Here is a 12,583-nt window from a genome sequence, read left to right on the forward strand (position 1 = left end):
CGATTTAAAAGTCCGGATCCCAATCCACTAAAATCTGTTTTGCCGAGATATCCACTGTTTTAATGAATTGCTCGATGACAAAGGGGATCATACGTTCCGCTTTACCAAAGCCATCTTTCGCGTTAGCTTTCACAAGGAGTACATCATTTGATCCTGTTTCCACGATCTGTTGCACTTTCCCCATGTTATAACCAGCGGTGTTCACCACTTCACAACCTATCAGATCACGCCAATAAAATTCATCTACCGGCAAATCCAACATGTCTTCAGCAGGAATGGCAATCTCACAATTAGTGAGCATTTGCGCCCTTTCCCGCGTATTGACCCCCTCAAGTTCAGCAATCACCGCTTTCCCTTGAAAACGCCACTGAGTGACTTTCACTTCGCGCCATTCTCCTTGCTCTTTTATGAGCCAAGGTGAATAGTCAAAAATACCTTCAACAGAATCGGTATAGGTAGTGATCTTCAACCAACCTTTAATGCCATGACAGGAACCTAACTTTCCTAACACAACGGGTTCTTGTTTACTGCTCATCATCTATACCTTAACGCCATTAAGCCGCAGCTTTTTGTGCGTCTTTGATCAATTTCGCTACGCGGTCTGAAGTACCAGCACCGTTAGCAACCCAATGCTCAACACGGTCAAGATCTAAACGTAATGTTTCTTCTTGGCCACGTGCTAATGGGTTAAAAAAGCCAACACGCTCGATGAAACGTCCATCACGAGCATTACGGCTATCAGCAACTACGATATTATAAAATGGACGCTTTTTTGCGCCGCCACGAGCTAAACGAATGGTAACCATGCGTTTTATTCCTCTAATGATTTGCTTCTTTAAAAGCAAAAATAAAAACTGATCCTCCGTGTTCGCGAAGAGTATCAGATAGAAAGCCGGAAGATTTTACCTTACTTCACGACGAATGCAACAAAATTAGACGTTTTTACTGAATATCCCTCGAATTCATTCGCCTTAAAAAATGACTTCCTCCTCAAATAGGACAGTTTTTATGCCTCTCCAAGAGCTTTAATATCATCAAAATGCACAATAAAACCAACAACAGATTGATATTAAAGCAATATAATAATCATCTTAGCACTATTATCTTAAATGAAATTGATTAAAATATTGATTTAAACTTAGGCAACAAAAAAGCACATCATTGATGTGCTTTTTTGTTGCCTGCTTAAATCATACCTGTGAATAATATCTTAACGACCTGGCATTTTCATTCCTGGTGGCAGCATACCACTCATTCCTCGCATCATTTTCTTCATTCCTCCTTTTGAAGACATTTTCTTCATCATCTTTTGCATCTGTGAAAATTGTTTTAATAAACGATTCACGTCTTGAATTTGCGTACCTGAGCCTGCCGCAATTCTCCTTTTACGCGATCCTTTAATGATATCTGGACGTTGACGCTCACCCACAGTCATTGAATTAATGATGGCTTCCATTTGCCCGGTCATTTTACCATTTTGCACTTGGGCTAATGCCTCTGGGGGTAATTGGCCAACACCAGGAAGTTTTTCTATCATATTCATCATGCCGCCCATATTTTGCATTTGGGAGAGCTGTTCACGAAAATCTTCGAGATCAAAATTACCGCCTTTTTTCACTTTAGCGGCTAGCTTCATCGCCTTATCTTGATCGACACCGCGCTCCACATCTTCGATAAGAGAAAGAACATCGCCCATACCTAAAATACGAGAAGCAATACGATCAGGATGGAATGCTTCTAATGCATCTGTTTTTTCACCCACACCGAGAAACTTAATGGGTTTACCTGTAATGTGGCGTATGGATAAAGCAGCCCCACCTCTGGCATCACCATCAACCTTAGTCAATACCACCCCAGTTAACGGCAGGGCTTCATTAAAGGCTTTCGCAGTATTTGCTGCATCTTGACCAGTCATCGCATCAACAACAAATAAAGTCTCTACGGGCGTAACCGCTGCATGTAGATCTTTAATTTCATCCATCATGGCATCATCAACATGCAAACGACCTGCAGTATCAAGGATCACCACATCAATAAACTTAAGCTTTGCATGAGCAATAGCTGCATTCGCGATATCAACTGGTTTTTGACTGACATCCGATGGGAAAAACTCAACTTCAACCTCAGAGGCTAATGTCTCAAGCTGTTTGATTGCGGCTGGACGATAAACATCAGCACTGACCACTAAAACTGATTTTTTCTCACGTTCCCGTAAGAATTTTGACAACTTAGCGACACTGGTGGTTTTACCCGCCCCTTGAAGTCCTGCCATCATAATCACAGCAGGCGGCTGCATGGATAAATCTAAGGCTTCATTGGCCTCGCCCATCGCATTTTCAAGTTCGCTTTGAACGATTTTAATAAAAGCCTGACCTGGACTTAAACTTTTTGAGACTTCTTGTCCAACAGCACGCTCTTTAACACTATTAACAAACTCTCGTACCACAGGCAGGGCGACATCAGCCTCAAGCAGTGCCATGCGGACCTCGCGCAGTGTATCCTTAACATTTTCTTCTGTTAAGCGACCACGGCCACTGATATTCTTCAGAGTGCGTGACAATCTGTCAGTTAAGTTCTCAAACATTATCCAGTTCTTACCGTTTCTTTTACTATAGATAGGTAAGTATTATAGCGATGCCCAGATATTATGCTACTGCATCGTTTAATTATCACTAAAAAGTGAGTCTTAACATTTGTCAAAAATGCGAACTAACACAAAGAAACCACGCCATTTTACTCGTATTGTTATTGCCTAACGGTATCCTGCTCATGTTATCCTTAGCAGGATAAAGTCCATATGCACAAATGAGATCAGGCGTAATAGGGCCACAACCGTTAAAGTGATACGCGTTATGAGAGTGAGCGAAAGACACAAAGACAGACTCACAATTGAATGTTATCGTTCATTAATATCAACAAAGTCATAGGCTAATACTTAATGATTATTTTTTCAGCTTCAGCCGTCTTATTTTATTTTATTGCATTGATTTTAATTGCAAGCAAACTGTTTCATAACGAAGGGCCTAATCGTCAACTGGTGTCTATTTTTGCTGCCATCGCAGTAGGACTTCATGCAGCCGCTTTATCTGAAGCCATTTTTACAGGTAATGGACAAAATTTCAGTCTAACCAACGTGATCTCTTTAGTGAATTGGATTATTGCCTTCAGTTTTACCTTGCTCATATTCAGAGTCAAAGTGATTATGGTTTTACCTGTTGTTTATATCTGTTCTATTTTGTCTGTGGCATTACTCTGGTTACTGCCACCCAAACTTATCATTCATTTTGAGCTGTATCCTGAGGTACTCGCCCACGTTATTTTGTCTTTAATGGCTTATAGTGCACTTATGATAGCCGCTTTATACGCTATCCAGTTGGCGATTATTCAACATAAATTAAAAAGTAAGCAGCTTATTCTTAGCCCGTCTATCCCCCCCTTAATGACGGTGGAGAAACAACTGTATCATTTGGTCATTATCGGTGTGATTTTATTGAGTTTGGCATTGGCGACGGGATTTATTTTCTTAGATGACATGTTTGCTAATGGAAAAGGCCATAAAACCGTGTTATCTATGCTCGCTTGGCTAGTATATATTGCTATGCTCGCGCAGCAATATTGGGTAGGATGCAAAATAAGGGCGGCAGTTATTTACACACTTTCTGGCGCCACTTTATTATCGCTTGCCTATTTTGGTGCTCGCATTGTTAAAGAGCTTATTTTAAAATAAGCTTAATTTTCGTAACGATCAGCCGATAGAGTTAACATTTTATGGCTTAATAAAGTGTCACTATCATTTGATTTTATAAGCTTTTGATTGTTCATTACCCCTCAAACGGAGCCCTTTTTGGACGCGATACATACCAGTGCACTTTTTATTATTCTTCTAGTGCTAATAATACTGTCAGCCTACTTTTCTGGCACAGAAACTGCCATGATGACGTTAAATCGTTATCGACTTCGTCATTTAGCCTCAAGTGGGCATAAAGGTGCATTACGAGCAATTAAACTACTAGAACGTCCGGACCGACTCATTGGCCTTATTCTAATTGGTAACAACTTAGTTAATATTTTGGCTTCAGCCATTGCCACCATTATTGGTATACGTTTATACGGTGATATGGGTGTGGCCATCGCCACAGGGGCATTAACCCTAGTCGTATTGGTTTTTGCCGAAGTCACGCCTAAAACCGTTGCCGCTTTACATCCAGAGCGAATCGCCTTTCCTTCAAGTATTATATTACAACTGTTATTAACCATACTCTCACCTCTTGTTAAAGTCGTTAATCTCATTACATCTGGCTTTTTACGTTTAATGCGCGTCCATACGCAACAAAGCAGTGATGCCTTAAGTCAAGAAGAGCTTCGCACCGTCGTCCATGAAGCAGGCGCATTGATCCCGCAGCGACATCAAGAAATGTTGTTATCCATCTTAGATCTTGAAAAAGTCACTGTAGAAGACATCATGATCCCAAGAGCCGAACTCTACGCCATTAATATCAACTCTGACTTTAAGCTCATCAATAAGCAGGTCATTCAAAGTCCCCATACACGTATTCTCTTGTATAGAGATAATATTGATGATGCCGTCGGTTTTGTGCACATTCGCGATGCCCTGCGATTACAGGCAAAAGAGCAGTTTAGTAAATCGTCACTGCTTAGGGCCGTAAAAGAGCTGTATTTCATTCCTGAAACGACGCCCCTTAACGTACAATTAGCTAATTTCCAACAAAATAAAGAAAGAATTGGTATGGTTGTTGATGAATACGGTGACATTCAAGGTCTGGTCACCCTTGAAGATATTTTAGAGGAAATTGTTGGCGATTTTACCACCTCGATGATGCCAGCGCCCAGTGAAGAAATAAACAAACAACAAGATGGCAGTTATTTGATTGAAGCGACGATTAATATTCGTGAGCTCAATAAAGAAATGAACTGGCATTTTCCGACTAACGGCCCTAAAACATTGAGTGGCTTAGTGGTGGAATATATGGAAGAAATCCCTAAACCCAATACCAGTATGAGAATTGCGGGTTACCCTATTGAAGTCGTTGATATAGGCGATAACCGCGTTAAAACCGTCAGGGTTATTCCACAACATTATAAAAAATTGTAACCTAACGACTTACTGACTCTTCTTAACGGTTTGTTCAATGTTCGTTATAATATAGCTCCCTGTATTTTGACGAACATTAGGTTTCACAGAGCCTTGAATTTGACTATAGATGTATTTTCCAGTTCTATTAGAGTCACAAACAAACACAAATTTCGCCTGAGTAAGTTCTTTACCCAATGTGAGTTGATAATTCAATACCGCAACACTAGGATCTAATCTTTGATATTGATAACTTCCATGACTCACTTCTTTATTACTTAACCTTGTATCATTAATTTTGTCCTTAGAAAATGTTAGCTCATGCAAGTTTCCAGCTTTAGGGTTGGAAGGTTGATAAAACAAATCAATAATCAACATTATCCGCTTATTCGCCAACATATCAGGTAGATGACAGTGTTTTGCTTCTAAGCCGACAGCGACTAAATAAATCAATAAAAATTGTAATCTCACCCACCCCTCCCTTTAAGTGACTATTAACGTTTCCTTATTCTAAGATATATTTTCTGTCTATTTATCGGAAAAAATAACGCCCGGTATTTTGACGTTCTAAAGGTCGCATAACACCTGCTATAGCACTAAAAATGTAATAACCCGTTACATTCGTCTGGCATACAAATGTTTCTGTATAATAAGCAACTTTATTTATATTATTCGCCACTTTTTGCTCCTCAACTCTTAATTCAGCCAAGTCAGACTCAAAACGTCGGTAAGTATACTTTCCCATAAATTTTGCACCTGTTTGCAAATTTTTCAGTAAATAAGTCTGCCTATCGAAATGCATTTCTATCACTTGATTTGCCAAAGGGTTTGAAGGAGATATAATGCCATATATATGCAAAATCATGACCTTACCAACAAGCTTCTTAGGAAGCTGGCATTCACTTGCCAAAGCGGTCGCACTCAATATTAATAATATTGTAGTGACGATGAGTCGTTTCAACAGTTTGTAAATCAAACACATTAAGCACTCCATTGTTACTCTGTTTTCAAAGATGACTGAATAACGTATATGCCAATATCATGAGCAGGAACAGATTGTTTAGGTTTTTGAAGAAGTTTAAATAACACAAACCCCATCCTATCGGTTTGGCAAACCAATGTTTTTGAATACTGTGTTAAGCTGCCTCTCATTCCTTCCTCAACAGTAAAACGAGCAATTTGGGGTTTAACTCGCTGATATTTATATTTCCCTGAAAAGCGTTCACCTGTATCTAAAACTTCAATATCATACTGACTCTTATCAAATTTTGATTGAAGTAACACTCCAGCCATCATATTATGAGGTGTATAACTATCTGAAATATTAAAGAGTATAGTCATTCCACTTAACGACTCAGGCAGTTTGCAATCGTTTGCCTGTACCTGACATAAGCTAATCAACAATACAAACTGACAAAACAATAAAGCCTTCACTCACTCACCTTTTACATATTTATTAAAAAAATGGCATTACAATAACGCCATCGTTTTCTTTAAAATATACTTACCAGTTATTAGCTGCTCTGATAAATTTACCTCCTGAGCACTTACCTCTGGACTATAAATTAACTTACCCACAATATTAGTCTGGCAAACTAGAATATCTCGATATAATAAGGTTTCTAATCTAGAGGTTTGATAAACTTCAATAAATGCTATATCAGGAGGAAAAATAGAATAAATATAATATGCCTTAAAAAGTTGGCCTGTTATTAAGTTCTCATTCTCAACCCAATTATTTGAAAATGATAACTTTCTAAGTACCATAGTATCCAGATCTACTTTATAATCCATTCCGCTCAATTCAAAAAATAAAGTATAACCCGCTAATTTTTCGGGTAAACGACATTGTTTGCTTTCCGCTTTTGAATAGAAGCTACTCACAACAATCAATATGACTAAAATCAATTTATTCACTCTTTTCCCTTTGAGTATCGATAATAAATACTCCGGTATCTTGCCTAATGTCCGGCTTATACCATCCTTTCGTTTGACTAAAAATCACAAAACCTGTGGTATTGGTTTCACAGACTAATGTCTGTGAGTATATTGACGCGAATTCATCACTTCCCTCAAACACACTGAAACGAGCTAACATGGGGGTTAATCGGCGGTAATCATAAACACCACTCATTTTTCTCCTCGTGTTAAGTATAGTCACCTGATAAGTCTTTTCTTCAAAAACATATTCTATGACCATATCAGCCAACACATTATCTGGCGTATAAACGCCATTCACTTTAAAAAGTAAAGTCTTCCCTTTTAAATCAATGGGTAATTGACACTTATTCGCCATAGTTTGATCTGAGAACATAAGCAAGATCACCAGAGCTAATAATATCCGCATTTTTATCCTTAAAAGAGTCACTAGGGCCTGTTGAGCTTTGGTGATGATTTCTGCAGCAGTTTGTGGGTACTTTATACAAGGCAGATCTTGTGTCGTGTAGTTATTCTACATTAACAAGCGATAACGCCGTAGAAAGGAGCCACAAACGCTGTCCGTAGGATCCGGCTAAACGTGTTTTACTATTTGTTGGGAGTAATGTGCTTAGATCACTAGGCGTCATCCCTCCCGTCGCGATTAAAACACGTTTATCTAGGACATAATTTAACCACCAAAGATCAACAGGCCCTAGACTTCATGTAGCCTATCACTCACGTAAAATATAAAACCCCGTATCGTGTTCCACATTAGGCATCCTCTCACCATACTCTAAGTTATAAATAAAATATCCTTGTATATCACTAATACAGACGAGTAAAACTTGGTATTTAGAAAGCATATCCCCCACAACTTCAACGACACTGATGACCCCTAAATCCTTATAAAAACGTTGGTAAGTATACTTACCAGGAAAGAAATAATTTTCTTGAATGATATAATTAACAAAACTATTCATATCAAAAGAAAACTGCATCAACCCTATCACCTCAGGACTATTAAAAGAGTATTCTTCGTCCACCGATAGAATCAGCTCTTTTCCATTTAACGAATCAGGGACATGACACATCGGTTCACTATCAGCCGCAGAGGTAAAACTGAGTAAACCAAAAAGCGCAATAAGCCAAACAAGTTTAGTTGGCATATCGATAATAAATAAAAAAGTTTGCCATAACTCTCCAAAAGATAAATCATTTTAAATATAAACTGTAGAAGAAAGCATAAATTAAATGCTCAAAGTAACATCATTCTATAAAGTAACTTCCTGTATTCGTTCTCTTATCTGGTTTAACCATTCCTTGACTCTGACTAAAAATATACTTACCACTGAAATCATTTTCACACATCAAAACCGTTCTAAATTTCGCTCTATCATCACCTCCAGTTAACTGAACCTCTAATAACCCAACACCCGGTTCAATAATGCGATATTCATATACGCCTTGACTTGTGATCCCTTTCATTAGCTCCATTGAGCTAATCTTTTTTTCTGTGAAATGAGCTTGTACAACTTCACCAGCACTGGGGTTTTTTGGTGTATATAATTCATTAACCATAAACAAGATCTGTTTTGTATTTAAACTCACCGGTAATTGACACCCCTCAGCATTCCCAAACCTTGAAAAAATACATATACCTACCAACACGATTATTTTAAACGTCATGAACCAAGCCCACCCTCACCTAACAAATTCAAGTTATAGAGAACACCTATCGATGCAGAGCATTTAAAGTATTTACTTCCGAATAATATAAATCCCTGTGTTTTGACGAACATTAGGCTTAATAACGCCCTGAGTTTGGCTGAAAATGAAATAACCTGTCGTATTCGTTTCACACACAAAGGTTTCTGTATATAAGGACACATTATCGCCTGAACCTTCTCTTATACTCAGCTGGCCTAAATTACTGTCTAAGCGAGTATACCGATAGGAACCTTCAACACTTTCTCGAGTGTTCAAAACCATACTTTTAAAATTTAAACGGCTAAAAGTCATTTCTTGTAATGTGCCAGCCATCGGATTATCTGGCGTATAATTTCCATTCACCCTGATCAACAAAGTCAAACCAGCAAAGCTTTTAGGCATAGTACAAGAGTCTCCAACACTTTGCCCTATATAACAAAAAAATAATATTAAGCTATAAAATAGCTTCATGTTTTTTCCTTATTATTAAACCTATTTGATACGCTATGAAAAGTGTAGATGAATTCAACCCATCCAGCACTTTTTTATAAACATACTAAAATAAAGTCGACTAACTTTTTATCTGTATTGAATGCAGAAGTAAATCGATAAATACTAACCAAATTACTGTACAACAATATAACGCTCTACCATTACCCCTATTTGAGGCCCCGTTTTCCCCGATGAAGGCGCATATAAGTAATAACCTTCATAATCACTTTGGCAGACTAAATTGATACTATATTGCAGAATATCTGCTCCAAAGAGCTCTCTTGTTCTAATTTGAGAAACGTTCTTTGCTAATTTTCGGTAAGAATATTCACCGATAAAATCTCGATTGTTTTTATAACCTATACCCCGATAACTTTTTTCTGCAAATGTCATTTCAATGACATCATTTTCAAACGATGTCATATTATTGTACTCTTCACCAACGGACAAAATAATCGTTACCCCATTCATCTTTTCAGGTAACTGACATGCTTTTACTTGAAAAAAACAACTCACCATCAAAATATGGATCAATAGAAATACTGTTAACTGTTTCTTAATGATAAAAAGCATGTCCTATTCCAATAATACAGACCGCTTTCAGTATAGGTAAAAAACATGACATTCTCTATTTAATCACCAACATCAACTTTAACTATACGATACAACTAACTTAACAGCTTAAAGGCAAAAATAATCAATTTAACAACATTATGTAAAAGTTAATAAGTAGTACTAAATATCAAAACTACAAACAGAAAAAAACATAAAAAATAGAAAATAAAAAATAATCTTTATAATCATAAGTTAACTAAGTAATCATTTTGTTTTAAAGCAAACTTTTTTATACATAAACATTAAAAATAAAAGCCCTGCTCCATCTTTCAATAGCCAAAAAAACACTTAATACAAAAGTCTAATATAAAAAAATCTTTTGGGCTAATATGGTCACCCTATTCAATTATTTTTCACTTAACAATAGGTTTCTTATGCGCCATAAATATTTACTTTTTATTTGTTTATCCTTACTGTCACTGTCATTACAAGCAACAACGCTGCCAGACTTAAGCCTAGATGATAGTCTCATTCCATTTAACTCTAGTGAAGGCAAAACCCTATTACATCGTAGCCAACACAAAAATGACATTTTTAATTTGATGCCCTACTTTACCACGCAGCAAACATTAACCTATTGTGGGCCTACAAGTGCATCAATGATATTAAACGCCTCAAATCTTCCCCGCCCCACGTCTTTGCTGCTTGCTCCCTACCAAATATTTGAACAAGATAACTTTTTCACGCCAGAAGTCTTAGACATTACCACACCAGCTAAAGTTGGTATGGGGGGAATGACCATAGATGAATTATCAAGTGCTATTAAAACATTTAAGCTAACTGTTAACCTTCATCGCGGCACACAAATGAATGAGGCAGACTTTCGCACCGATGCCATTAAAGCTGTCAGCTCTGATACACAATTTATTATTGTCAATTACCATAGACAAGCCTTGAATCAAGTGGGCTCAGGTCATTTTTCTCCTCTCGCCGCTTACGATGAAAAAAGTGATCGCTTCCTACTCCTTGACGTCTCTCGTTTTAAATATCCCGCAATTTGGGTAACAACAGCCGATTTATACCGTGCTATTGTGAGTAATGCCGATCTAGATAAAGGGTTAAGTCGAGGATATTTAATTATAACCGAGTAAAAATATCGATAGAAAAGTGAGAGCACGGATGCACTCTCATAATATTATATTATTGATGGCTTCTCAGCCGCAATCACTGAAATTTCAACCAATAATTCAGAGCGTGCCATTTTCGCTTCCACACAAGCTCTTGCGGGAGCATGCCCTTCTGGTACCCAAGCATCCCACACCGCATTCATGTCACTAAAGTATTTCATGTCTTTAATATAAAGAGTGGCCGATAAAATATGAGCTTTATCACTACCTGCCTCAGCTAATAAATTATCCACTTTATCTAACATAGTTTGCGTTTGTACCGTTATATTTTGTGACGCATCTTGACAAACCTGACCACATAAATAGATCACACCATTATGTTTCACAATACGGCTCATTCTCGTCTTAGTTTGTTTTCTTTCAATATCCATCATCGCTGCCTCTTACCTTAAACTGCCATCATTTTACTGGCAAACATTTTAGCGTGACGTCCCCATTAAGGCGAGAAAGTGAGATAAGAAGAGGAATAGTGAACAAATTATCCCCATTGAAGTTAATAGGCGTAACTCTACATCACTAATTGTAATAAAATTGAACATATTTAGTGAAATTAACACTATCCAGTTTCATCCACTTTTTTGCGTTTTTCCATTGCAATGGGGGTAATTTTATTTTCAAGAGAACTAAGCCAACCAAAATGAAAATACACTTCAGCCATTAAAAAGAAAGGACCGATTAACAGTTGATCTAAATCATCTATAAACGCCGGTTTCGCTTTTTCAAAATAATGACCAATAAATTGAATTATCCAACCTAAAATGAATAGCCCTATTGCTAACCCCAGTGCACCACTCCATTGTGTAATCGTGTTGGCAATAACAAGCGTCACTATCATTGAAACAATTAAGCCGATAGCCAAGCGTATATTTAATAACAGGTAATATATAGACAAACCAATAATGGCCAGCTTATCGATGCCTAATCGATAATCTCCAAACAAAATAGCTATTGGAGTTAAGGCTAATAAAATAAACACTGATAAAACAATCAAAGGGACGCCAATGAAGTGAGTCTTCACATTATGAGCATTTAAATGCACGCTTTTATAAGTGGATAATCTCTCTACAGCATTTCTCATTAATTGGCTTCCTTTTCAAAATAATAACAGGCATATATTTTCTAATATACTCAAAATATATGGAAATACCAGTACATCGGCTTTTTTATTGATGATCTTCTTTCCCACTAAAAAGCCCACAATGAGCATTTCATTGTGGGCTTTTTAGTAAGCGACAATACTTATGATTCTAAAATCACGGTTGCAACTGCATAGTGCAATTCATCGGCAATGGTCACATGGGCGAAGCGTCCCTTTAAAACAGCCAATCTCTGCGCCGCACCTTGGCTAAAATAAACATGAGGCGCCCCATAATCATCATTTCTAATTTCAATATGCTGAAATGAGACACCGCGCCCTATCCCCGTACCTAAGGCTTTTGCCGCAGCCTCTTTGGCAGCAAAACGTTTCGCCAAATAACGAGCAGGTTGATTAACGGATTGAAACTGCTCAAGTTCACTCGCCGTTAATACTCTTTTTGCTAATTTTAAAGATGAACCAGCTACCAACTTATTAATGCGCTCAATTTCAACTACATCTGTTCCCAAACCAACAATTGCCATCATACCCTCA

18 protein-coding genes are annotated in these 12,583 nt (G+C 37.5%); 3 read left to right on the plus strand and 15 right to left on the minus strand.

The window, feature by feature from the left end:
* Positions 1 to 4 precede the first annotated feature (4 nt).
* The 3 genes from rimM to ffh all read right to left on the minus strand — a co-directional run bounded on the left by rimM (position 5) and on the right by ffh (position 2,584).
* A complete protein-coding gene (gene rimM, locus Q0976_RS06535) occupies positions 5 to 535 on the minus strand; it encodes a ribosome maturation factor RimM (protein ID WP_299492501.1) in 531 nt (176 codons plus the stop codon).
* 19 nt (positions 536 to 554) lie between these two features.
* On the minus strand, positions 555 to 806 hold the full coding sequence (gene rpsP, locus Q0976_RS06540; RefSeq protein WP_248938369.1) for a 30S ribosomal protein S16: 252 nt from the start codon (positions 804 to 806) through the stop codon (positions 555 to 557).
* Positions 807 to 1,210: 404 nt separating this feature from the next.
* Positions 1,211 to 2,584, minus strand: coding sequence for a signal recognition particle protein (gene ffh, locus Q0976_RS06545; protein ID WP_299492243.1), 1,374 nt, complete (start codon positions 2,582 to 2,584; stop codon positions 1,211 to 1,213).
* 354 nt (positions 2,585 to 2,938) lie between these two features.
* Here ffh and ccsA point away from each other — a divergent pair, with 354 nt between their 5' ends.
* Both ccsA and Q0976_RS06555 read left to right on the plus strand, forming a co-directional pair.
* Entirely contained in the window at positions 2,939 to 3,727 is a 789-nt protein-coding gene (gene ccsA / locus Q0976_RS06550) for a cytochrome c biogenesis protein CcsA (protein ID WP_299492245.1), read from the plus strand.
* Positions 3,728 to 3,844: 117 nt separating this feature from the next.
* Positions 3,845 to 5,113: a CNNM domain-containing protein gene (locus tag Q0976_RS06555; RefSeq protein WP_299492247.1), complete on the plus strand. Its 1,269-nt coding sequence runs from the start codon at positions 3,845 to 3,847 to the stop codon at positions 5,111 to 5,113.
* 9 nt (positions 5,114 to 5,122) lie between these two features.
* Here the strand turns inward: Q0976_RS06555 and Q0976_RS06560 are convergent, their stop codons facing one another.
* The 9 genes from Q0976_RS06560 to Q0976_RS06600 all read right to left on the minus strand — a co-directional run bounded on the left by Q0976_RS06560 (position 5,123) and on the right by Q0976_RS06600 (position 9,784).
* Entirely contained in the window at positions 5,123 to 5,563 is a 441-nt protein-coding gene (locus Q0976_RS06560) for a hypothetical protein (RefSeq protein WP_299492249.1), read from the minus strand.
* 61 nt (positions 5,564 to 5,624) lie between these two features.
* Positions 5,625 to 6,074 carry a hypothetical protein gene (locus tag Q0976_RS06565; protein WP_299492251.1) on the minus strand — a complete coding sequence of 150 codons (450 nt, stop codon included), beginning with the start codon at positions 6,072 to 6,074 and terminating at the stop codon, positions 5,625 to 5,627.
* A 14-nt stretch (positions 6,075 to 6,088) separates the two neighbouring features.
* On the minus strand, positions 6,089 to 6,526 hold the full coding sequence (locus Q0976_RS06570; protein ID WP_299492253.1) for a hypothetical protein: 438 nt from the start codon (positions 6,524 to 6,526) through the stop codon (positions 6,089 to 6,091).
* Between the two features lie 36 nt (positions 6,527 to 6,562).
* Positions 6,563 to 7,009 carry a hypothetical protein gene (locus Q0976_RS06575; protein WP_299492255.1) on the minus strand — a complete coding sequence of 149 codons (447 nt, stop codon included), beginning with the start codon at positions 7,007 to 7,009 and terminating at the stop codon, positions 6,563 to 6,565.
* Positions 7,002 to 7,439 carry a hypothetical protein gene (locus Q0976_RS06580; RefSeq protein WP_299492257.1) on the minus strand — a complete coding sequence of 146 codons (438 nt, stop codon included), beginning with the start codon at positions 7,437 to 7,439 and terminating at the stop codon, positions 7,002 to 7,004. The genes Q0976_RS06575 and Q0976_RS06580 overlap by 8 nt, the downstream gene beginning before the upstream one ends.
* A 304-nt stretch (positions 7,440 to 7,743) precedes the next feature.
* The gene (locus Q0976_RS06585; RefSeq protein WP_299492258.1) at positions 7,744 to 8,178 is read right to left on the minus strand and encodes a hypothetical protein; all 435 of its coding nucleotides are present in this window, start codon (positions 8,176 to 8,178) and stop codon (positions 7,744 to 7,746) included.
* 100 nt (positions 8,179 to 8,278) lie between these two features.
* Positions 8,279 to 8,698 (minus strand): hypothetical protein, encoded by a 420-nt coding sequence (locus Q0976_RS06590; protein WP_299492260.1) that lies wholly within the window; start codon positions 8,696 to 8,698, stop codon positions 8,279 to 8,281.
* Between the two features lie 72 nt (positions 8,699 to 8,770).
* The gene (locus Q0976_RS06595) at positions 8,771 to 9,190 is read right to left on the minus strand and encodes a hypothetical protein (protein ID WP_299492261.1); all 420 of its coding nucleotides are present in this window, start codon (positions 9,188 to 9,190) and stop codon (positions 8,771 to 8,773) included.
* A 153-nt stretch (positions 9,191 to 9,343) separates the two neighbouring features.
* Complete coding sequence (locus Q0976_RS06600) at positions 9,344 to 9,784, minus strand: hypothetical protein (RefSeq protein ID WP_299492263.1); 441 nt, start codon at positions 9,782 to 9,784, stop codon at positions 9,344 to 9,346.
* 416 nt (positions 9,785 to 10,200) lie between these two features.
* On the opposite strand from Q0976_RS06600, the gene Q0976_RS06605 reads away from it, so the two are divergent.
* Positions 10,201 to 10,917, plus strand: a complete 717-nt coding sequence (locus Q0976_RS06605) for a phytochelatin synthase family protein (RefSeq protein WP_299492264.1) — start codon at positions 10,201 to 10,203, stop codon at positions 10,915 to 10,917.
* A gap of 44 nt (positions 10,918 to 10,961) precedes the next feature.
* On the opposite strand, the gene Q0976_RS06610 is transcribed toward Q0976_RS06605, so the two are convergent.
* From Q0976_RS06610 to acpS, 3 genes are all read right to left on the minus strand, one after another.
* Positions 10,962 to 11,324: a RidA family protein gene (locus tag Q0976_RS06610; RefSeq protein WP_299492503.1), complete on the minus strand. Its 363-nt coding sequence runs from the start codon at positions 11,322 to 11,324 to the stop codon at positions 10,962 to 10,964.
* Positions 11,325 to 11,509: 185 nt separating this feature from the next.
* Positions 11,510 to 12,031 carry an Mpo1-like protein gene (locus Q0976_RS06615; protein ID WP_299492266.1) on the minus strand — a complete coding sequence of 174 codons (522 nt, stop codon included), beginning with the start codon at positions 12,029 to 12,031 and terminating at the stop codon, positions 11,510 to 11,512.
* A 161-nt stretch (positions 12,032 to 12,192) separates the two neighbouring features.
* Positions 12,193 to 12,573 carry a holo-ACP synthase gene (gene acpS / locus Q0976_RS06620; RefSeq protein WP_299492505.1) on the minus strand — a complete coding sequence of 127 codons (381 nt, stop codon included), beginning with the start codon at positions 12,571 to 12,573 and terminating at the stop codon, positions 12,193 to 12,195.
* Positions 12,574 to 12,583 lie beyond the last annotated feature (10 nt).

Source organism: uncultured Shewanella sp., assembly GCF_947501665.1.
Lineage (GTDB): Bacteria > Pseudomonadota > Gammaproteobacteria > Enterobacterales > Shewanellaceae > Shewanella.